Origin of the sequence: Acinetobacter albensis (genome assembly GCF_900095025.1) — a bacterium.
Lineage (GTDB): Bacteria > Pseudomonadota > Gammaproteobacteria > Pseudomonadales > Moraxellaceae > Acinetobacter > Acinetobacter albensis.
The window spans coordinates 107,640-129,896 of sequence record NZ_FMBK01000006.1 but is presented as its reverse complement, the minus strand read 5'-3'; the positions used below and the strand labels follow the sequence as shown (position 1 = coordinate 129,896).

Genomic DNA, 22,257 nt, shown 5'->3' with positions numbered 1-22,257 from the left:
TTAAAAAATTCTTCACTCTGTCTTAAGGCGAAATTAAGTTTATGTTGCTGTAATAGCCAAAATAAAATCTATTGAACTTTTATATGCATGACCAACAACGCATTATTCTCTATCAAGGCTGCTTTCTGATCGTCAGTTTTTGTGTGCTTTGGATTGGTTTTCCTATAGGGGGAATGCTTGATTTGATCTTAATCGATCCATGGATTAGCCCCTCAGGACAATTTATACTTCGCGATAACTGGTATTTGGCTGAACTTAATCATCGCTATATTAAAAACTTCATTATCTTGATCTATGTCAGCTTTTTAATCCTATGGCTGGGTTCTTTTAAATTCAGTACGTTGAAACCAAACCGTTGGCGATACGGTTATTTCTTTGGCATGGTGATTCTGTCCACCTCAATGATTGGCTTACTCAAATCACAATCTGCTCATGCCTGTCCTTGGAATATCACTATTCCGACACCACAAGGTTTTTTTTGGGATTTTTCAGCGACCAAGGGGCATTGTTTCCCCGGTGGACACGCTGCTACAGGTTTCGCAATGATGGTAGGCTATTTTGTGTTCCGAGACTCCAATCAAAAGCGTGCTTATTTTTATCTCATTTCTGCTGTGATTTTAGGTTTTGCCTTGGGTTGGGCACAAATGATGCGCGGGGCACATTTCCTGAGTCACAACTTATGGACCGCTTGGATTATTTGGCTCATAAACGTTGTTTTTTATATTTTTAATTATAAAAAATTCAGTTTAGATCCGAATAAAACCCCATAAATGCGAATCTGAATTTACTGCATAGGTAAGCTAACACGCACTTGTAATCCACCCAACGTCTCACTGCGTGTAAAAGAAATTTGACCACCTAAGCGTTCTACTGCTTTATCTACAATTGAAAGCCCCAGTCCACTTCCAATTTCTAAATGATGATGGACACGATAAAAACGTTTGAGAATTTTCTCATACAGTTCTGGTGCAATGCCTGGTCCATTGTCTTCGACTAGCAAAACTGCCACTCCCTCTTGCTCAAAAACAGAAACATTGATCATGCCCTGCTTGGGGGTGTATTTAATCGCATTATCAATCAAATTAAAAAGAATGGAATGTACCGCCGATTCTGGACAAAGCAAAAAAATTTCCTCTTGACGCTCCATACCCAAATCAATTTCTTTCTGCATCGCCAAGTGAATCAGTTGTTCTACGCAATTGAGCGCGACATGATGCAGCGAACAGGGCTGTTTTGTTTCTAATTCCAAAATAGAGGCATCTTGTTTTGCCAAACTGAGTAACTGACTGACCAAATGCTGAATCCGAATTAAACCCTTACTCAAATTTTGTAAATCTTGTGCTTCTGGAAATTGCTTTAATAAAATTTGCATTTGTAAATTTAAAGCAGTAATGGGCGTGCGCAATTCATGTGCTGCATCTGCGATAAACTGTCGCTGTTCTTGTTGTGCATTTAAAATACGTTCAAACAGAAAATTCATTTCCCGAATCGTCGGTGCAATTTCCACAGGATAATGACTGATTTGAATTGGGCTTAACTCATGTGAATCACGCTGGGCCAATTCAGTTTTAAAATCATCGAGTGGTTGTAAACTACGACCAATAATCCAACTTAATCCCCAAATCACAAAAGGCATGAACAGCAAATAAGGAATAAACATGCTGCCTGCCAGCTCCAAAGCCAAATGCTGACGCGTGCTCTGCTGCTGGCTGATCTGAACCTGATAATCTTTTAAAGGTAGAATGTAGGTATGCCAAACGCCATTTGCAGTTTTATGCGTATAAAAACCGGCTTTTTGTACAGGATGCACCAATAAATTTAAATGATGCTGGCTATGATCTTCTTCATGATACGACCAAACATCGACAAACAAATCTTCTTCATGATAATGCCGCATTTGGTCAAACTGACTTTTTACTGGTTCTGGGTCGTGTAAAGCAATACGTTCTGCCAAATTTTTCATTTGAGCATCTAAAACTTCATTAATTTCTTCTAGCGCAATCCGATAAGCAGAAAAAACCAGTAGACAGCCCAAAGCAATACTAAAAATAGAAATATAAATAATCAGGCGTTTTTTTAATGAATATTGTGTCTGCACCAATCCATTGTCCTATTGTTGTCCAAGACGATAACCTAATCCGCGAATTGTACGAATAAAATCTTTCCCCAGTTTAGCGCGTAAATGATGGATATAAACTTCAATGGTATTGCTGTTAATTTCACTGTCTAGGTCATATAACTTATCTTCTAAATTGGCTTTAGAAAAAATCTTGTTGGGATGGCTGACTAAAGGTGTCAAAATTGCCCATTCTCGATTAGACAAATCTAGGTATTGTCCTTTGAACTGAGCAATATGCTGCTCTACATCTAAGGTCAAGTCCGCATAGTGTAAAATTTTTGCGCTCTCTTGCAGAATCACGTCACTGCCACTACGACGTAATAATGCATGAATCCGTGCAACCAGTTCATCAAACTCATAAGGTTTAATTAAATAATCATCGGCGCCCTGATTTAATCCCTCGACCCTGTTTTGCAGTTGATCACGCGCAGAAATAATCAGCACAGGTAAAGTTGCTGATTGCAACCGAATTTTCTTTAATACTTGCATCCCATCCAGCAGCGGCAAGCCTAAATCGAGTAACACGATATCAAATTTTTCTTCAGCCAGTTTTTTTAAGCCATCAATTCCATTATTGACCCATTGCACGTCAAATTGTTGATATTTCAGTAGTGTCATGCTGGATTCAGCAATCATAAAATCATCTTCAATCATTAATATTTTAGTCATGCTTTAAACTCACACTTTTTCTTGGGTTTCACATTGTTGCAACATATCATTTTGTTTATGAATGACTTGGGTTTTTATATCTAACAAACTAAGCAAACTGGGGAACATATTATCTTGGCTCAATTCTTTGCTTTTTTGTTGGGCTAAGCAAGTGATTTGTGCAGCATTGTGTTTGCGCCAATCATTTGAAAACCACATCAGCATGGGAATATGTGTTTGCTGACTCGGCGCAATCGCATAGGGTGCACCGTGCAAATACATACCACTCTCCCCTGTCGATTCACCATGATCAGACAAATACCAAAAGCCTGTTTGATAATGCGTATGGGTTTTTAATTCTTGAATGAGTGAACTTAATACATGGTCGGTATACACAATTGTATTGTCATAACTATTTAATAACTCTGTGCGGCTACAACCTTGAATCGCATTAGTATCACAACTCGGTTTAAAAGATTGGAATGCCACGGTTGAGCGTTGATAGTAAGCTGGCCCATGACTGCCCATTTGATGTAATACAATGAGACGTGGCGTTGTATCTGTAATCGCAAGCCCTGCAAGATAGGCTTTTAAGCTGTCGATTAAAATTTCATCCTGACATTCACCTGCTTTTGTACACCATTTATCCTGAATAGCCTGTGGAATTTGATATTGTTCCACTCGATTACACGTTCCCTTACAACCTGAATTATTATCAATCCAAGTGACTTTATAGCCTGCACGCTGTGCAATATCGAGCAATCCTTCGCGATGACTTGCAAGTTGTTCATCATAGTCTTTACGCGTCATGCCAGAAAACATGCAAGGCACTGAAACTGCTGTGGCTGTTCCACATGAACTGACCTGATTAAAATTGATAATATTAAGTTTTGATAATTCAGGATTGGTATTTTTAGCATAACCGTTTAAAGAAAAACTTTCAGCACGGGCCGTTTCTCCTACCACCAAAACCATCAATTTCGGTTTATTCGGTGCTGCGACTTGTTGAATTAAATGTGCATCCTCACCATACACAATTAAAGGTAAATTTTGCTTTGGGGTTTTATTTTTATAATATGACGTGAAAGAAGAAATCATATTTTGCGGTGAAATCATGCTTTTTAAATCATGATGTTCACGAAATATTGCAGCAAAATCGACATAAAATACAAACAACAGTCCAGCCACCATAGCCAAAGAAAGTACCGAAGTCAGTATTTTTTTCCACATTTGGCGAATCACAGGCTCTGACTTAATTTTGACCATTAAAGTCGCAATAATTGGCAATAAGGTAATGACGATTGTCCACCCGACCAAACGCCATGACCAAGTATCACGTGCCTCGGCCAGATCTGTTTGCATCAAATTTTGAATTTGATCTGGCGTAATCAGCACGCCCAAAGAATTGACTGCATAAGCCGCAAAGCCACCAATAAATAGCAAGACAATCGCAATCGGTTTCGCTGTCCAGTTCCAATTTAATAGCTGAAAAATAAAATAGTACGCCGCGATGATAACCACTACGGTTGCAGCTAAAAATAAATAGGCTTTCATGCCTTGATAAGGTGTGAGGTGATGAATCTGTTGAAAAAAACTCAAATTCAAAACTACGCCCAGCCAAATGGCCAGCACTAAATTAAATTGGTTTAACGAAATCGGATGAATTTTATTCCGAAATTGGAGGATTGCATCGAGCATTATTTTATCGCTAATCTTTTATACTGATGCTGCAATGTAAAATTTTAAACTTAAAACTCACTTAAATAAAAAAAGCGATGTCACCATCGCTTTTAAATCAATGTTTAACAGGCTTGCATTAGAATTTAAATTCTAAACCTGTTCCTGCTACAGGTTGCTTGGTTTCTGCATTCCCCCGTTCTAAGGTTAAATAACCTGCATAACCATAGGCTTTCACTTGTTTCGTGAAGGCATAATCTAAACCTGCAAAAATTTGTTTGGCTTCTAGATCAGCTGATCCATTGATAAAACTGGTGGTATTTTGGCTATATTGTCCTTTTATCGTCCACGCTTTAGCTGTGGCAATATTATACTCAGCGCCCACTAACCAGCCTTGCGCATCATCAATAAATTCTGAACCCACTGCATTGCCTTCGGCATCTTGTACTTCTGAGGTTTGATACAACGCTTTAAGTGCTACCCCATTGGCTAAATTCGCTCGACCAATTGCACGAATTGTATTGGCTGCTGCAAACAATGAACCGCCTGTGACTTCTGGCTCAGAAGCATTCACAAAACCTCGCCCAACAAAGTTGCTTGGAATGGCTTTGTCATAAGCCAGACCTGCCACAAAAACAGGGCTGTCGTATACCACTGAGGCTGACCATGCATCCCCTAAACCCCGACCCGCAGTTTTAACCACACCATTGTCCGATTTAATAGCACTGCCTTCACCTGTCGCCAACAAAGCGTTCACTTTAATTGCACCTGTAGGCACTAAAATAGCAGGTGACTCATAAACCACAACATTTGCAGGTCGGTTTTCACCAGTAAAAATTCCTGCAATATCGGCTTTGTTTGCAACATAATTATTAAAAGTATCCACCGAACTCGACAACTGTTTTAATGGTGTGTCATGTGCACCGACTTTTAGAGTCCCCAACTGGGTATCTTTCAAACCCACAAAACGGTTGCGTTTCGCCCAATCACTGCCTTCCCCATCTGCATTAAATGCCCACTCAATGCTATAAATCGCATTAAGTCGATCTGTGAGCTTTTCTTCTCCTTTCACCCCAATAAAAGAACTATTAGAACTGATTTCCCAGACATCACGGTCAGACTGCGTTGCATTGTCTTCTGGCAGATAATCCAGAGTGGCATCAATTTCCCCATAAAGCGTCGGTGCAGCAAAAGTTGACCCTGCCCATACGCTTAAAAAAAGCGCTGTTACAATTTTGGTTTTCATTTATAAATATCCCCGAAGTAAACCTGTAGCAGATGTTACTGTTTGGAAATATTTTAAAAAATGATTTAATTTTTATGTGCTTATCTTTTTTTATGTTTAGGTTTTAAATCTATATTGAATTGAATTAATCAGCTTTGGACGAGTGATCCATGAGGCTCTGCCATTTAAAGATTGGAATTAAACACAGCACAGCAATTAAAGTGATGATACCCAAATATTGAGCATAGCCTAAAATATCCCCCATTATTCCACTCAAACTATATAAACCACCGCTTACCGTAGCCAATAATGCCACCTGAAAAGTGAAATCAGTGCCTGCCCATGCTCTGCGGCTATATTGCATAATTAAAGTCAACATCACCACTAACAGCATGGCAGAAATCATGTCTTCAAAGGCATTTATACTATAGATAACCCAAGGTTGGATGGACTGCCCTGATTCATATTGTTGTGCCAACCATGTGTAGGCCATCAAGCTCAAAATTTTTAACAGCGAAAAGCTTAAAAGCATATTGCCACGTGAAAAATACTTCAAACACAAACCTGCAAGTCCTGCACCCAGCAAAGCTGCAAGTGCTCCCAAAATACTGATATAAATTCCAATTTGTGCAAAGCTAAGACCCGCATCGATCATGAAAGGTTTCAATAAAGGGCCAGCTAAACCATCTGCAATTTTAAAGCTGATTAAAACCATTAACCATGAAGCCAGATGTGGCGTCTGATAAAAATAGGCTAAATAATCTTTGACCTTGTGCCAACTAAATAACTCTTGATCAGAAGGATTTTGAGTATTTGGGGGTTGGCTAGGTTCTTTAAAATATAAAATGGGCAAGGTATTCAAGAAAACCAGCCCAGCTAAAACCAAAAATGTGATTTGCCAATCAAAGCGATCTAATGCCCACAACACAGCACCACCACCCACAATAAAACCTAAACGTGAACCCACCACCTGAAAGGTATTGCCCCAATGTTGTTGCTGATTTTTAAGAATACTGACCGCTAAACCATCCGTAGCAATATCTTGGGTTGCACCGACCAGATTCATACTGAGTAAAACAATAAAAAATACCCATAAATATTCAGGTTGGTTTAAAGCCTGTATCGGCAAAAAAGATAGAACAACCAAAGTCAGCATACTTAAAAATTGAGTCGGAATAATCCAGCTTCGATAATGCCCCAAAGCTGAATATCCAAAACGGTCGACCCAAGGTGCCCAAAAAATTTTAATTGACCAAGGCAACATCAGTAAGCCAAAGCCACCAATATGAGCCAATGACACGCCCTGCGCTCTTAAAATCACAGGTAAAGCATGGGTCATAAAACCTACAGGTAAGCCTTGCGCCCAATAAAGCGAAAACAATAAAAAATAGAGATTACGTATTTTTGGCATCAGCTACCTTGAAGGTCAAAACAACATTGGCGATTATGCTCATGCACACTCAATTGCAGCCTATCTTTTGCCAATGCCTCTTATTTTACTAAAGCTTAACATATTTAAAATGCAGTCTATTCTTGGTAATGTTATGGATAACTGAGCATGAATAAAAATTTTCCGATCTTGCCAAAACAGGTGCCGAGTCGTGGTCATTGCTTCAGCCAAATGCTTTTTAAGCATATTTTTCTGACTCAAGGCTGGCGCTTTGAAGGTCAACTTCCTGACTTACCCAAAGCTGTCGCTATCATTTCTCCACATACTTCCAATCTTGATGCGTGGTATGGCTTTACAGCACTGTTGGGTGTTGGCCTTAAAATGACCATTTTTGGCAAACATACACTGTTTAAGACACCATTAAAACCGTTACTAGAATGGATTGGGGTGATTCCAGTGCAACGCAATCAAAAACAGGGTTTAACACAGCAAATCATTCATTTTATTGATACGCAGGATCAAATTTGGATAGGCATGGCGCCTGAAGGTACACGCAAGCATGCGCAAAACATTAAAAGTGGTTTTTATCAAATTGCTTTAGGCGCTCATATTCCTATTGTGATGTTCTCTTTCGATTATGATGATAAAACAATTCATTGCTTAGGCGTATTTCATCCGACGGGGCAGTACGAACACGACTTAGATTATATTTTAAATCGCTATATTGGAAAATTTTCTCCCAAAAATCCTGACTGGTTAGCAGAACCGTTACAAAAGCGTCTGAAATAAGACTGGTCATCACTCTCATAATCTGCTGTCATGTGCGCAACTTTTTTTGTCTATTTAATCTTCAATTTTAATATGAAACTTGCACGATATTGTTTAATTAGCCTACTTGGTTTGGGTCTTATTGGCTGTGATAAAGCCACTAAAACACCGACCCAAATCACCACCATTAAAGCACGTGAACCTATCATTGCAATTGCTTTGGGTGGCGGTGGCGCCAAAGGTTTTGCACATATTGGAGTGCTCAAAGTTCTAGAATCGCATGGTATTAAACCCAAAATTGTGACCGGTACCAGTGCTGGTAGTTTTGTCGGTAGTATTTATGCCAGCGGTAAATCACCTTTTCAACTTCAACAAATTGCGCTGACTTTAAAAGAGTCTGACATTCGTGATTTAACCTTGAACAGTCAAGGCTTTGTGCAAGGTCAAAAACTGCAAAACTATGTCAACGCACATGTGGCAAATAAACCCATTGAAAAATTTCCCATTCGTTTTGCTGCAGTCGCTACCCGTTTAGACAATGGTCGAAAAGCTGAATTTATAAAGGGCAATGCAGGACAAGCAGTACGTGCTTCATGCAGTATTCCCAATGTTTTTGTACCAGCGCTGATTGGTGGAACAAAATATGTCGATGGTGGATTAATTAGCCCTATTCCAGTCAAAACAGCCAAAGCCATGGGGGCGGATATTGTCATTGCCGTGGATATTTCTGCACGACCTGTTGGGGATAAACCACTCAACATGTGGGGCTTACTCGATCAAACCATTAATATTATGGGACAACAAAGTATTAACGAAGAGCTTGGACAAGCAACGATTGTGATTCAACCTAAAGTGGGGCATTTAGGAACCTTAGATTTAAAAGCCAGTAATCAATCCATTTTAGAAGGCGAAAAAGCAGCTCAACTCAAAATTCGCGCCATCGAAAAAATCATTACTGATTTTAAAAAGTCTCCTGCGGCGTTCAAACCTGCACCCAAAGCTAAAATCTAAAAATTATGCTTTTTTAATATTCAAAGACTTATATATCTGCTAAATTGATATAGACATTTTTTGATCTATATCAATTTTTTTACAATACACGAGTAGATGTATGGAATTTGCTTTCGAACCTTGGCATTGGTTTGTATTGGGTATTTTACTGATTCTCTCAGAATTGGTACTGCCCGCTTTTGCCGCACTGTGGTTTGGCATCGCAGCCATCATGGTGGGTATTTTATTTTGGCTGTTTCCAATGATGGGGTTTACCACCCAAATAGTCACTTGGATTATTTTATCGATTTTGTGCACGTTACTGTGGTTTAAATTTATTAAGCCACTTTCGACCGACAAAACCAAAGCAGGTTTATCGCGCGAGGCCACCATCGGTCAAGTCGGGATGGTCATTAAAATTCATCTGGAACATGACCTAACCACGGTACGTTTTCCGATGCCTGTTTTAGGCTCAGATGAGTGGAATTGTCGTAGCTTAGAGCCTGTTCGTGTTGGAGATCGTGTACGCGTAATCGATATTTTAGGCAATGAGCTTGTGGTTAAACCACATAATTCAAATAACGAAAATTTATAAAGCGAGGAAAGAGTATGTCTGGTGGTTTTATTATTGTTTTAGCCTTGTTGGCTTTTGCTGGCGTGACCATTTTCAAAGGGGTTCGTATTGTTCCGCAAGGATACAAATGGATTGTTCAACGCTTGGGTAAATACCATACCACCCTTACACCGGGTCTAAACTTTGTCATCCCTTATGTCGATGAAGTGGCTTATAAAGTCACGACCAAAGATATTGTAATGGATATTCCATCTCAGGAAGTGATTACTCGTGATAACGCTGTTTTACTGATGAATGCCATGGCATATATCAATATCACGACGCCAGAAAAAGCAGTCTATGGTATTGAAAATTATACATGGGCGATTCAAAATTTGGTTCAAACTTCATTGCGTTCAATTGTCGGTGAAATGGATTTAGATGATGCCTTGTCTTCACGTGATCATATTAAAGCCAAACTAAAAGCAGCTATTTCTGATGATATTTCTGATTGGGGTATTACCTTAAAAACAGTAGAAATCCAAGATATTCAACCCTCTAGTACTATGCAATCTGCCATGGAAGCACAAGCTGCCGCTGAGCGTCAGCGTCGTGCCACAGTTACCCGTGCAGATGGTGAAAAACAAGCCGCTATTTTAGAAGCAGATGGTCGTTTAGAAGCGTCACGTCGTGATGCTGAAGCTCAAGTGGTTTTGGCAGAATCATCACAACGTGCCATTGAAATGATTACTTCTGCGGTCGGTGATAAAGAAGTTCCTGTTGCGTACTTGCTCGGTGAGCAATATGTGAAAGCCATGCAAGAAATGGCCAAATCCAATAATGCTAAAACGGTGGTATTACCTGCCGACATCATGAATACCATTCGTGGTGTGATGGGTCGTAATCCATAATACTTCCAAATTATTGGTACTCAATAGACAGCTTTTGCTGTCTATTGTTATTTGAAATACGAAAAACTCTGCAATCCTTGCGAAATTATGCTTAAATTTCGCGTTATTTTTTTGAAATTATAGGTGCCAGTTTTTAAGCCCTATATTTCGATCTACTGTCCACCGTGTAAATGGATACTGTATGAGCTCCCTAAATCCGACCTTAATTACCTTTCTTTTTTATATCGTCGCCATGATTGTCATTGGTTTAATGGCCTATCGTGCGACCGCCAATTTCTCTGATTATATTTTGGGAGGTCGACGCTTAGGTAGTTTTGTCACAGCGCTCTCTGCCGGTGCTTCAGATATGAGTGGCTGGTTGCTTATGGGGCTTCCAGGCGCAATCTATCTTTCAGGTCTATCTGAAATGTGGATTGCTATTGGCCTCATTATTGGGGCATGGCTAAACTGGTTATTGGTCGCTGGACGTTTGCGGGTACATACTGAAGTGCAACACAATGCTCTGACCTTACCCGATTATTTTTCCAATCGTTTTAATGATCAAAAGAAAATATTACGTATCGCATCTGCTTTTATCATCCTCATTTTCTTTGCAATTTATTGTGCTTCAGGCATGGTTGCAGGCGCACGTTTATTTGAAAGCATGTTTGATATGTCATACAGCACTGCTCTTTGGGTCAGTGCGATTGCAACCATTAGTTATGTTTTTATTGGCGGTTTTTTGGCAGTCAGTTGGACAGATACCATTCAAGCAGGTCTGATGATTTTTGCTTTGTTGCTCACCCCTGTGGTGGTGGTGTTAAGCTTTGCAGATATCAATCAAATGACCTTAGCGCTTGAGGCAGCTCGTCCGCAAGCAACAGATGTCATAGGCGATTTAAGTGTGGTTGCGATTATTTCATTATTGGCTTGGGGCTTAGGCTATTTTGGTCAACCGCATATTCTGGTTCGCTTTATGGCAGCAGATTCGGTTAAATCAATCCCAAATGCACGTCGTATTGGCATGACTTGGATGATTCTTTGCTTGGGTGGAGCTGTTGCTGCAGGTTTCTTTGGAATTGCCTATTTCCAACAGCATCCAGAGCTCGCCAGTGTGGTCAATGCCAACCCTGAAACAGTGTTTATGGAACTGACTAAAATCCTATTTAATCCATGGATTGCAGGGATTGTATTGGCGGCCATTTTAGCTGCTGTCATGAGTACGTTAAGCTGTCAACTTTTGGTCTGTTCAAGTACCTTAACCGAAGATTTTTATAAATCATTTTTACGCAAAAATGCTTCACAAAAGGAATTGGTCTGGATTGGTCGTTTAATGGTGTTACTCATAGCCATGCTTGCAATTTGGATGGCCGGTAATCCTGAATCGAAAGTATTGGGCTTGGTTTCATATGCTTGGGCAGGTTTTGGTGCAGCATTTGGCCCACTGATTATTTTATCTTTATTTTGGCGCCGCATGACCTTAAATGGCGCACTTGCAGGGATGATTGTGGGGGCGATTATGGTGATTGTTTGGAAAAATTTCTTTAGTGCAACGGAGTTGTATGAAATTGTGCCAGGCTTCATTTGTTCGCTTATTGCCATTGTTGTAGTGAGCCTATTGGGTAAAGTACCATCTGAGGAGATCACAACGCGTTTCGACGAAGGTGATCGCTTATACAAAGATGCTCAATAGCTTGATCTTAGAATAAGCGCATAAAAAGAGGACTTAATGTCCTCTTTTTTTTATTGCACATGTATGTTTAACTTTTACGCGCTAGTAAAAACTGAGTAATCTGACTCAGCTGCTGCGCTTGATCATTGAAAGATGATAAAGCAGCCATGGCTTGATGATGCAACTCTTGCGCATACATTTTGGCTTGCTCTAATCCCATTAATGCAGGATAAGTAGATTTTTCCACTTGTTGATCTTTGCCTGCGGTTTTGCCCAAGACAGCTGTATCTGAAATAATATCTAGAATGTCATCTTGAACCTGAAATGCCAAACCAATAGTTTGCGCATATTCTCTCAGTTTCGGAATCGCGGGATCGGTTCCTTTAAATACTGTAACCGCTGCCATCATGACTGCCGCAGAAATAAGTGCACCCGTCTTATTCTGATGAATATTTTCTAAAGCTTGTCGATCTATCTGTTTGCCTTCTGCCTGTAAATCTAACACTTGACCACAGACCATTTTTGAACTGGCCGTTGCCAAAATTTGCATCTGTTTGAGAACAATCGATGGATCAACCATAGGGCCTTGATCAAACAAACGACTGCCTAATATTTCAAAAGCCATTGACTGTAAAATATCACCCGCCAACAAGGCAGTGTCTTCACCAAAAGCCACATGACAAGTCGGTTGACCACGACGCAGCAAATCATTATCCATACACGGTAAATCATCATGTGCCAACGAATAGCAATGAATCATTTCAATTGCAACTGCCGCACGCCGTACTGCGGCAAAATTCGGATTTTGCTGGATTGCAGCCGTGGCATAACATAGTGCTGGACGTACACGCTTACCGCCTAACATCACTGTATGATGTACCGCACTTTTCAGTGGTTCTGGAATAGAAAATGCCTCTAATGCCGTCAATAAATCCTGTTGAATACGTTGCTGTGCTTCAGTTAATACATGAGCAGGTAGGTCAGTTAAAGATGACACATTCGCCTCGAACATTTTACTTGGTGATTAGAGATATAAACCAACAGAAATACTGCTCAATGAGCTGAATTTCATCTGCATTATTCTGCTGGTGACTAACAGAGAACTTATGACTCATGATACTGGTTTCTTACAAAATTCTCTATCACGTTTATGCGTTCAGACTTTCTTCAGGAATGCGTACCCAACCTTCCATCAACACACGTGCGCTACGACTCATGACTGCTTTTTTAACTTGCCATTGTCCACTTTCTTGAACCGCTTGTGCACCAACACGTAATGTACCTGAAGGATGGCCGAAACGTACCGCTTCACGGACTCCCCCACCCGCGGCTAAATTTACCAGTGTACCTGGAATAGCTGCAGCTGTACCAATCGCCACTGCAGCTGTACCCATCATGGCATGATGCAGTTTGCCCATTGAGAGGGCACGAACCAGCAAATCGACATCTTCAGTTTGAATTTGCTTACCACTTGAAGAAATGTAGGTTTTTGGTTTTGCTACAAAAGCGATTTTTGGCGTGTGTTGGCGTTTCTCGGCTTCGGAAATATCTTCGATTAAACCCATCTGTTTTGCACCATACGCACGAATGGTTTCAAAACGTGCCAATGCTTCAGCATTTCCATTAATCACATCTTGTAATTCTGTTCCAGTATAGCCAATTTCTTCTGCATTTAGAAAAATAGTCGGAATGCCCGCATTAATAAAAGTGGCTTGGAAAGTGCCAATATTGGGCACATTAAAAGTATCGACTACATTTCCAGTGGGGAACATGGCACTGCCATCCTCACCATCATCGGCTGGATCAAGGAATTCAATTTGAACTTCTGCTGCGGGAAAAGTCACACCATCAAGTTCAAAGTCACCTGTTTCCTGTACCTGCCCGTGACTCATCGGAACATGCGCAATAATTGTTTTTTGAATATTGGCTTGCCAGATTCGGACTGTACATAACCCATTTTCAGGAATGCGCTCTGCATTGACCAAGCCATTTGAAATCGCAAATGCCCCAACCGCCGCAGTTAAGTTGCCACAATTTCCACTCCAGTCTACAAAAGCACGATCAATCGCCACCTGACCAAATAAATAATCTACATCATGATTGGGCTGTGAACTTTTAGCTAAGATCACTGTTTTACTGGTACTTGAACTTGCTCCACCCATGCCATCAATTTGTTTACCGTAGGGATCTGGACTACCAATCACACGCAATAACAATTGATCTCGAATAGCTCCGGCCTGTTGTGCGGCAGATGGTAAATCATCCAGTTTAAAGAACACACCTTTACTGGTTCCACCGCGCATATACGTTGCTGGAATTTTAATTTGTGGAGCAAAACTCATTTTATTGATCCTTCCTGCTTATCATTGTTTTAAACAACATCGGCTGAATGTTGGCTTCATTGATCATACTGTTTTTTGAGTCAAAACATTCACTTCACGACTTAAGTATAAAAAAAATCGCTCACTCAGGCGCAGAAAAAAGTCTTTATAACTTACAAGTCAGATGATCAATAAAATTAATCTATTGATTCAACTGTTAATTCTATCAAATTATATACTGCTAAGGTGTAGTTCATCATTTACATCGCAGGGTTGTACTAGGCTAATACAAATCAATCTATTACAATCATCGACTTATCCATTGTCGGGCTGAGTACTTTGAACAACGAGTCGTCTACACTTCAGCGTGGCTTAAAGAACCGTCATATCCAACTCATCGCCATGGGCGGCGCAATTGGTACAGGCTTATTCTTAGGTTCCGCACAGGTGATTCAATCTGCAGGTCCTTCCATCATTTTGGGTTATGCCATTGGTGGTTTGATTGCATTTTTAATCATGCGTCAACTGGGTGAAATGATTGTACATGAGCCTGTTGCAGGATCATTCAGTCATTTTGCTTTTAAATATTGGGGAAAATTTCCAGGCTTTTTAGCAGGTTGGAATTATTGGATTTTATATATTTTAGTGGCAATGACCGAGCTGACAGCCGTCGCTAAATATATCAACTATTGGTGGCCGCATATTCCTGCATGGGCATCGGTATTTTTCTTTTTCGTTGTGATTACTTTGGTCAATCTTGGCAATGTGAAATTTTACGGAGAATCAGAGTTCTGGCTTTCCATTATTAAAGTCACAGCAATTGTTTCTATGATTGTGTTCGGTTTGTATTTATTGCTTACCGCTGATGCCAACTCAACCTCTTCATTTAGTAATCTTTGGGCACATGGTGGATTCTTCCCGAATGGCTTTGAAGGGTTATTTTATATGCTGGCCTTCCTGATGTTCGCATTTGGGGGAATTGAGTTGATTGGGATGGCTGCAGCAGAGGCCAAAGATCCTGAAAAAACTATTCCGAAAGCGATTAACCAAGTGGTGTTTCGTATTTTGCTGTTTTATATCGGTTCACTGACCATTCTTTTGGCATTGGTTCCGTGGAATCAGCTTGATTTGGGTGGTTTAGATAAAAGTCCATTTGTGATGATTTTCAGTCAACTCGGTATTGGCTGGGCAGCACATTTATTGAATTTTATTATTTTAACTGCGGCCTTATCTGTTTATAACAGTGGTATGTATGCCAATAGCCGTATGCTGTTTGGCTTGGCGCAACAAGGCAATGCACCCAAAGTATTTACGCAGGTAAATAAACAAGGTGTACCAATTCCAGCAGTTTTATTCTCGGCTTTATTAATTTTTGGTTGTGTTCTATTAAACTATTTTGTTCCAGAAGATGCTTTAAGCCATTTGATGTATGTGGTGGTGGGTGCATTGGTACTGAACTGGGCCATGATTACCTTGACACATTTGAAATTTAGACAAGCGATTAAACAAGCGGCGATTCAAACCAAGTTCCCTGCACTTTGGGCACCAATCAGTAATTATGTAGTGCTGATTTTTATTGCAACCGTACTTTATATTATGTGGATGCAAGGCTTTAAAGAGTCAGTACTAATGATTCCAATCTGGATTGTCGTAATGTTAGGCTTGTTTAAAATAATGAAGTTGAATAAATCTTAAGCAAAATGATAAAGATCTGTCTTTTAAAAAGTTATTGTTTCGACAATAACTTTTTTTTTATGTGTATTTACGCTAAATTAGCTGCGCATGGTGCCCTTAGCTTAATTGGATAGAGCAGTTGCCTCCTAAGTGACCGACGCGGGTTCGACTCCCGCAGGGCGCACCATTTTATGGTTTATTTTCAACTTTTTCAATTCACTCATTTTTAAAATAATAATAAAATCAATTTTTTATAATATTTAAAGTCTAAATTGATCTTATTAAATCTCTTGTAGACTAATATTTTTTACAGTACAAACTTTTATACGCAAAACCTTGTGCTGTAAAAATGCCAAAAATCATCAAAAGTCTCACTGATAGTAAGATAAAAGTCTCAAAGCAAATCCTAATAAACATCAACGAACTTCAGATGGTCTTGGTCTTTATTTATTCACAAAAATGGTTATAAATATTGGAAATTTTACTACAATTGGCCATACATGAAAAAGCGCAATACTATTAGTTTTCAAATTGCTATCCATGAAATTAAACCAACGGATATCTTTAAGTTTTGTCATATTTATGAAAAGCAAGAAAAACTAGAGGCAGCCCAAAAGCTCAAAGTAAAATGCAGTCAAATCCTCCGCTATGCAGTTTCAATCGGATTATGTGAACGTGATGTTAGCCAAAATTTAAAAGTAGAATTTTAGAAGAGGGTTTGGATTTTCCAATTGAACTAATTGAGCAACAACAACTGGCTCATCAAGTCAAAAACATGCATGGTCGGGCTTATAATAGAACCAAGCATTTAGAAAAGAGAAGATTAATGATGCAGAAATGGTCGAATTAGTGTGATCAAATTAAGAAGGATTTTAGTAGATTTTTCGCAAATCTATTCTATTTCAATAGCAATCTAATAAGATGAAAAATTTTTAAAACAGCTGGTTGAATATTTAGCAGCTTAATTATCGAGGAGACCAGTTCATTCTTCACTATGAAATGCCATTCATCCTTCATGATGTAAATCCAGTAGCCAGCTTGCTCAGCATAAAAGGAAGTGCCCTTTCAAAGTGAGTTAAATTTGTCTATAAATTCTAATTAAAAATGGCATTTTAAAGCTTTTCCCAATTTTTTAGCTGCATACTTACAGCAGATTTTGACCAATATAATTCCAATACCGTACTTGAAAGACAATCGATCTCAACAACTGCGACACAACATTTCAACCAATCTGAAGATTTTGTAGATTTATAATTATCTTTAAGCATTCGATTTTCGAATAAGATATGCAAGAATTATACGCTTTTCATTTTATCTTTATAAGACCATAATTTATTACAAAATAAGTGAAAAATCCTCTAATCTTCATCAGCTATCATTAAGTATATAAATCACCAGTAAGTTTTAAAAATAAGGACGTTATTTTGTCGAATGCTGACCAAGATATTTACAGTTTAAGCTATTCCCAAGTTTGGTCTGGCTTTAAAAGCCTTCTTCCAATTTCATGTTTCGTGGTAATTTTTGGGGCTGCTTTCGGCTTAGCTGCAACTCAAACTGGACTAGACAATAGCTCCATCATGTTAATGAGTACCTTTGTTTTTGCGGGGGCATCTCAATTTGCGATTTTAGAACTATGGGGTGCACAAATATCACTCATTCCCTTAATAATCACAGTTTTTTTTATCAATGCTCGGCATCTTTTAATGGGCGCATCTCTTTATCCTTGGCTACGCCACCTCCCTCCCATCAAACGATACAGTATCTTACTGGTTATTTCTGATGCAAATTGGGCACTCTCACTCCAAGCATTTAATCGTGGTGAATCAGGGATGGGGTTATTGTTTGGAGGAGGCATTGCTCTTTGGCTCGCGTGGGTTTTAGGCACAGGACTTGGTTTCTATTTTGGTAATGTCATTCATAATCCTGCATTGCTAGGATTAGATATGGTCATGGCTTGTTTTCTACTGGCAATGGTTGTGGGCGGACAAAAAAATCTAAGAATACTGGTGATCTGGGCAATCGCAGCCTGTAGTTCATTATTGGCTTATTGGTATTTACCAGAAAATAGTCATGTCGTTGTGGGTGCCTTATTTGGCGGAATCGTAGGGATTTTCTGGAAAGAGAAACAAGTATGAACCTAGAAATTAGCACCACTTATCCATTGATTATTATTTTAATTATGACCATTGTGACATTAGCCACTCGTTGGGGTGGTGTTCTAATTATGTCATATGTTCCTATTAGTGATCGCGTACAGCGTTTCATTAATGCGATGTCTGGATCTGTGCTGGTTGCACTTTTAGCACCTATAGCTGTTGAAGGCGATAATGGAGCACGTTTAGCCTTACTCACGACGTTAATCGTTATGCTAGCGGTTAAGAAACCGCTGTTGGCGATTGCAGCAGGAATATTCGCAGCAGCATTATTTCGTCAATATTTTGTATGAAAAAATAGAAAGCTCAAGAAACTTAGAATCTATGTCCACAAAACATTTATCGCTTAATCATTTGCTTTAACAAATACTGTTTTATCTCTAATTTAGATCGATTAGACACTGATTTTAATCAGATAATACACAACCATTCGTTAGCTTTGATTCCTAGGTTTTTCTCAGAGTATCAGCTGCCATAGCAAACACGACAGCAAAGCATTCGATGTAGCGTAATAATAAGATAATCGGGCTGCAAAAGCCCTTTCGCTTTAAAGCCTATGATTATAAATATGAAGTTATCCAGCTCATCTAATCAAACTACAGGGCTTTCTGAACTGGCTTTCACCAATCGGTATAAATCAGACAATATCCAAGGATGTTCCGCTGTTTCCTGATTAATTATCATAATCACTTCAAGCATCTGTAAAGACAATTTGCTGAAGAGTGCATTGATATCTATTCATAACCTCTATGAATCTACTTCAACATTCAGTTCTCATAAATATGAAAAAATAGCGATGACTTATAAAACATGGATATGTCTCTGACCACGAGTTAAGAGTTAACTACTGGATGGTCATGGACGAATGATTAGAGATTGATAAAGGATTAATTTATATGTCTAGCTTTACCGAAATTGAAGGGAAAACAGCACAACCATCACGAAAGGATATAAGAAAATCATTAATTGCGAGTGGCGTTGGAAATTTATTGGAATGGTATGATTGGACAATCTATGCCGTAGCTTCTATCTATATTGCATCAGCTCTTTTCGATAAAGCTGATCCAACATCAGCCTTACTTAATACCCTAGCAGTTTTTGCAGTAGGATTTATTTCTAGACCGATAGGTGGTTTTGTATTTGGTCCATTAGCAAATAAGTATGGTCGAAAAAATATCATGCTCGTTACTATGGTCATGATGGCCCTAGCAAGCTTAATGATTGCATTCATACCATCTTATGAAAAAATTGGTGCATGGGCTTCAGCATTACTATTAATGGCTCGACTCGTTCAAGGTTTTGCACATGGTGGTGAAACAGCAACCTCTTATGCATATATTGCAGAAATAGCACCACCGAAGCGACGTGGCTTATGGTCAAGTATGTCTTTTTTTGCTGTCGGTGCAGGCTCACTTGTTGCAACTTTATTTGTTGCCATACTAAACGTTATTTATTCAGAAGCACAAATGTATGAATGGGTCTGGCGTATCCCTTTTGCGATTGGGGGTGTATTGGCTTTTTTTGCAATTTATTTACGCCGAAATATGCTCGAAACACATATTGAAAGTGATAACAATGAACAGGTAGATGAGGTCAATTGGCCACTTTCAAAAATTCTAACTTCAGGATTTAAACTGTTTTGGTATGAAGCAGGTTCTACTTTAACTTTTTATACTTGGGTTTCATGTGCGGCTATATACGCGATCGGTATTCAAAAAATGCCTGCAAAAGATGCATTCATTATGAGTTGTATCGCGCAAGTCATCTACCTCATTTGCTTACCATTTCAGGGGTTGTTATCAGACTATATTGGAAGAAAAAACAATACTTTAATCACATACATCGGTTCTTCTTTATTGCTTTTTCCTCTATGGTCTTTAATTAGCAACGAACCTTGGACCCTATTAGTTGCACAAACTATTGGCCTCTTAACGATGGGGTTTTTAATGTCATGTAAACCTGCTGCAATGTCAGAACAAGTTCCAACAAAATATAGAACAAAATTTTTTGGAGTCTTTATGTCATTAGCTGTCACTATTTTTGGTGGTACAGCTTCTTACGTAAGCACCTGGTTATATTCTATTGATAAAGGATGGGTATTTAATACCTATCTGATTAGCGTTTCAATTATAGCGACCCTTGCCGTGCTGACATGGAAAAACAACACAGGTATTGATTTAAATAAAATCAAATAATTTAAATACTTACAAAGAGGTTATGTCTTCATAACCTCTTTTTTAATGAGGTAAATATGCAAAGTAGCAAATTTAAAGATAGAACGGTTCTCGTGACTGGTGCAGGTAGTGGAATTGGAGCAAAAATTGCAGAGCATTTTGGCTTATTGGGTGCAACTGTCGCGATTGTAGATTTGAATAATGTAGTGTTAGAAGCTAAAAAAAATGAGCTTTTAGCAAAAGGGATTAATGCTCTGGCCTATTGTGCTGATATTTCTAACTATGAAAGCTGCAAAAAAGCATACGCTTATTTTTATAATGAAATTGGATTTATAGATACGTTAATCAACAATGCTGGAATTTCTCCTAAGCATGACGGTAAACCTTATAAAATATGGGACTTACCACCAGAGGAATGGAATACTGTCGTCAATGTAAATTTAAATGGAACTTTTAATTTTATACGTATTTTAGTACCAGAAATGATCAACAATAAATTTGGAAAAATTATTAATACATCATCTGTAGCCGCTCACGCATTTTTACCTATTGTCTCTTGTCATTACAGTGCCACTAAAGCTGCAATTACGGGATTAACTCGTCATCTTGCAGGAGAATTGGGTTCTTTCAATATTAATGTAAATGCAGTTGCACCTGGACGTATTGAAACACCGATGGTTACAGCAGTGGGTGAAGAGGTCAATAGTATGTTTATCGCAGATACGCCTTTAGGACGTCTAGGTACACCTCAAGAAGTTGCTGATGTTATCGAGTTCTTAGCCTCAGACCAAAGTCATTTTGTGACGGGACAAGTCATTGATGTCTCAGGTGGTTGGCTTATGCGATAAAAATAATGGGGGTTTAACCCCATTATTTTTTAGTTTTAAGACTAGAATTGATTTGATTGAATTAATGCTTGTTTTAAAGCTTCAGGTGTAATTTTAGGTACAAAATTTTCACTATAAGAATTACTTAACGTATTTGAAATAATGGTGTTTAGATCATCTTCTTTCAATTCATGCGCATAACCTAAATCATAAATTGTGGTGGGTAAATCAACTGACTTTAAAAAACGTCTTAATTCTTCAATAAAAATGGGCTCTCTTTTCTCTAAAATTGCTTGAACAACAGTTCCATAGGCAACTAATTCACCATGCAATTGTAAAGAGAGCTGAGGTACTGCTGTTAAGCCACGAATAAGTGCATGGGCTAATGATAACCCACCACTTTCAAAGCCTAAACCACTCAGCAAGACGGTTGATTCCACTACTTTTTCAACAATACTGGTATTCTTTTTGAGTTTGACATCATCCAGTGCGAGTTTGCCCCATTTCAATAAATTACGATAAGTGCTATTCGCAAGGAGTAATGCCGTTTCCAAAGGTGGCGTCCCAAATGAGTTTAAGCCATTTGAATCGTGACATTGATTCGCTTCAAACATTTTACTAATCGCATCTCCAATACCTGCAGAAAAAAATCGGGCTGGCGCTTGTACAATAATTTCGGTATCAACTATTACAATTTCAGGATTTGATTTAGTTTTTTCAACGGCTTGGACTTTATGAAACTCATCGTAGATAATAATTAAACGACTGGTAGGTGCATCATTTGAGGCAATTGTTGGACAAATGATGATGGGAATATTCATCGATTTTGCAACAGCTTTTGCTGTATCCATCGCTTTCCCTCCCCCCAAACCGATGATGGCATTTGGAGAATATTTTAATATTTCTTCATTCAATGCGTTGATGATTGCATATGAGCATTCCCCACTGAATTTAAAACTTGAATATTGAATACATTCCGCTTCGAGAGAGTCACTGGCTTTCTTTAAAATACTTCCTTCAGTCGCCTGATCATAAATGATGGCAACATTCTGAAATTGATGTCGTTTAAGAATTTGACCAATACTCGATAAAGCATTGGGTCCTTGAACATATTCACCTGGAAAACCCATAATTTTTAACATCTTATTTCCTTATCAAAACTTGCTCATCTAAGTC

At 38.8% G+C, this 22,257-nt stretch carries 20 protein-coding genes, 1 tRNA gene and 2 pseudogenes; 14 read left to right on the top strand and 9 right to left on the bottom strand.

All coding sequences use genetic code 11. From position 1 onward, the window contains the following. Positions 1–83 precede the first annotated feature (83 nt). Complete coding sequence (locus GA0116959_RS06345) at positions 84–770, top strand: phosphatase PAP2 family protein (RefSeq protein WP_092719559.1); 687 nt, start codon at positions 84–86, stop codon at positions 768–770. A 14-nt stretch (positions 771–784) separates the two neighbouring features. Here GA0116959_RS06345 and GA0116959_RS06340 read toward each other — a convergent pair whose 3' ends face one another. The 5 genes from GA0116959_RS06340 to GA0116959_RS06320 all read right to left on the bottom strand — a co-directional run bounded on the left by GA0116959_RS06340 (position 785) and on the right by GA0116959_RS06320 (position 7,080). Next, positions 785–2,098: a sensor histidine kinase gene (locus GA0116959_RS06340; protein WP_092719556.1), complete on the bottom strand. Its 1,314-nt coding sequence runs from the start codon at positions 2,096–2,098 to the stop codon at positions 785–787. Positions 2,099–2,110: 12 nt separating this feature from the next. Then, positions 2,111–2,788, bottom strand: coding sequence for a response regulator transcription factor (locus tag GA0116959_RS06335; RefSeq protein WP_092719554.1), 678 nt, complete (start codon positions 2,786–2,788; stop codon positions 2,111–2,113). 9 nt (positions 2,789–2,797) lie between these two features. Beyond that, positions 2,798–4,465, bottom strand: coding sequence for a phosphoethanolamine transferase (locus GA0116959_RS06330; protein WP_092719551.1), 1,668 nt, complete (start codon positions 4,463–4,465; stop codon positions 2,798–2,800). A gap of 118 nt (positions 4,466–4,583) precedes the next feature. Beyond that, a complete protein-coding gene (locus GA0116959_RS06325; protein ID WP_092719548.1) occupies positions 4,584–5,690 on the bottom strand; it encodes a porin in 1,107 nt (368 codons plus the stop codon). Positions 5,691–5,814: 124 nt separating this feature from the next. Then, entirely contained in the window at positions 5,815–7,080 is a 1,266-nt protein-coding gene (locus GA0116959_RS06320) for an MFS transporter (RefSeq protein ID WP_213030762.1), read from the bottom strand. Positions 7,081–7,227: 147 nt separating this feature from the next. On the opposite strand from GA0116959_RS06320, the gene GA0116959_RS06315 reads away from it, so the two are divergent. From GA0116959_RS06315 to putP, 5 genes are all read left to right on the top strand, one after another. Beyond that, the gene (locus tag GA0116959_RS06315) at positions 7,228–7,848 is read left to right on the top strand and encodes a 1-acyl-sn-glycerol-3-phosphate acyltransferase (RefSeq protein ID WP_092719545.1); all 621 of its coding nucleotides are present in this window, start codon (positions 7,228–7,230) and stop codon (positions 7,846–7,848) included. A 72-nt stretch (positions 7,849–7,920) separates the two neighbouring features. Beyond that, on the top strand, positions 7,921–8,838 hold the full coding sequence (locus GA0116959_RS06310; RefSeq protein WP_092719701.1) for a patatin-like phospholipase family protein: 918 nt from the start codon (positions 7,921–7,923) through the stop codon (positions 8,836–8,838). A 100-nt stretch (positions 8,839–8,938) separates the two neighbouring features. Beyond that, entirely contained in the window at positions 8,939–9,412 is a 474-nt protein-coding gene (locus GA0116959_RS06305) for an NfeD family protein (RefSeq protein ID WP_092719542.1), read from the top strand. A gap of 14 nt (positions 9,413–9,426) precedes the next feature. Further along, positions 9,427–10,281 (top strand): SPFH domain-containing protein, encoded by an 855-nt coding sequence (locus tag GA0116959_RS06300; protein WP_053579772.1) that lies wholly within the window; start codon positions 9,427–9,429, stop codon positions 10,279–10,281. Positions 10,282–10,462: 181 nt separating this feature from the next. Then, a complete protein-coding gene (gene putP, locus GA0116959_RS06295; RefSeq protein WP_092719539.1) occupies positions 10,463–11,953 on the top strand; it encodes a sodium/proline symporter PutP in 1,491 nt (496 codons plus the stop codon). 67 nt (positions 11,954–12,020) lie between these two features. Here the strand turns inward: putP and GA0116959_RS06290 are convergent, their stop codons facing one another. Continuing rightward, positions 12,021–12,944: a polyprenyl synthetase family protein gene (locus GA0116959_RS06290; protein ID WP_425304202.1), complete on the bottom strand. Its 924-nt coding sequence runs from the start codon at positions 12,942–12,944 to the stop codon at positions 12,021–12,023. A gap of 136 nt (positions 12,945–13,080) precedes the next feature. Continuing rightward, positions 13,081–14,274, bottom strand: a complete 1,194-nt coding sequence (gene prpF, locus GA0116959_RS06285; protein WP_092719537.1) for a 2-methylaconitate cis-trans isomerase PrpF — start codon at positions 14,272–14,274, stop codon at positions 13,081–13,083. A gap of 318 nt (positions 14,275–14,592) precedes the next feature. On the opposite strand from prpF, the gene GA0116959_RS06280 reads away from it, so the two are divergent. The 6 genes and pseudogenes from GA0116959_RS06280 to GA0116959_RS06260 all read left to right on the top strand — a co-directional run bounded on the left by GA0116959_RS06280 (position 14,593) and on the right by GA0116959_RS06260 (position 18,373). Next, complete coding sequence (locus tag GA0116959_RS06280; RefSeq protein ID WP_053579769.1) at positions 14,593–15,948, top strand: amino acid permease; 1,356 nt, start codon at positions 14,593–14,595, stop codon at positions 15,946–15,948. Positions 15,949–16,038: 90 nt separating this feature from the next. After that, a tRNA-Arg gene (locus GA0116959_RS06275) sits at positions 16,039–16,114 on the top strand. A gap of 313 nt (positions 16,115–16,427) precedes the next feature. Then, the gene (locus GA0116959_RS14510) at positions 16,428–16,637 is read left to right on the top strand and encodes a phage integrase central domain-containing protein (RefSeq protein ID WP_092719534.1); all 210 of its coding nucleotides are present in this window, start codon (positions 16,428–16,430) and stop codon (positions 16,635–16,637) included. After that, positions 16,631–16,777: pseudogene (locus tag GA0116959_RS14505) on the top strand (integrase); the annotation flags it as partial. The gene GA0116959_RS14510 and the pseudogene GA0116959_RS14505, both read left to right, overlap by 7 nt. Positions 16,778–17,351: 574 nt before the next feature. After that, positions 17,352–18,062 carry an AzlC family ABC transporter permease gene (locus GA0116959_RS06265; RefSeq protein ID WP_092719532.1) on the top strand — a complete coding sequence of 237 codons (711 nt, stop codon included), beginning with the start codon at positions 17,352–17,354 and terminating at the stop codon, positions 18,060–18,062. Further along, positions 18,059–18,373 (top strand): AzlD family protein, encoded by a 315-nt coding sequence (locus tag GA0116959_RS06260; RefSeq protein ID WP_092719529.1) that lies wholly within the window; start codon positions 18,059–18,061, stop codon positions 18,371–18,373. Before GA0116959_RS06265 ends, GA0116959_RS06260 begins: the two co-directional genes overlap by 4 nt. Positions 18,374–18,540: 167 nt before the next feature. Here GA0116959_RS06260 and GA0116959_RS14530 read toward each other — a convergent pair. Next, positions 18,541–18,668 (bottom strand): annotated as a pseudogene (locus GA0116959_RS14530) (recombination directionality factor); the annotation flags it as partial. A gap of 308 nt (positions 18,669–18,976) precedes the next feature. Here GA0116959_RS14530 and GA0116959_RS06255 point away from each other — a divergent pair. Beyond that, on the top strand, positions 18,977–20,275 hold the full coding sequence (locus GA0116959_RS06255; protein WP_053579766.1) for an MFS transporter: 1,299 nt from the start codon (positions 18,977–18,979) through the stop codon (positions 20,273–20,275). A 56-nt stretch (positions 20,276–20,331) separates the two neighbouring features. Next, the gene (locus GA0116959_RS06250) at positions 20,332–21,102 is read left to right on the top strand and encodes an SDR family NAD(P)-dependent oxidoreductase (RefSeq protein WP_092719526.1); all 771 of its coding nucleotides are present in this window, start codon (positions 20,332–20,334) and stop codon (positions 21,100–21,102) included. A 41-nt stretch (positions 21,103–21,143) separates the two neighbouring features. Here GA0116959_RS06250 and GA0116959_RS06245 read toward each other — a convergent pair whose 3' ends face one another. Further along, positions 21,144–22,223, bottom strand: a complete 1,080-nt coding sequence (locus GA0116959_RS06245) for a glycerol dehydrogenase (protein WP_092719523.1) — start codon at positions 22,221–22,223, stop codon at positions 21,144–21,146. Between the last annotated feature and the right edge of the window lie 34 nt (positions 22,224–22,257).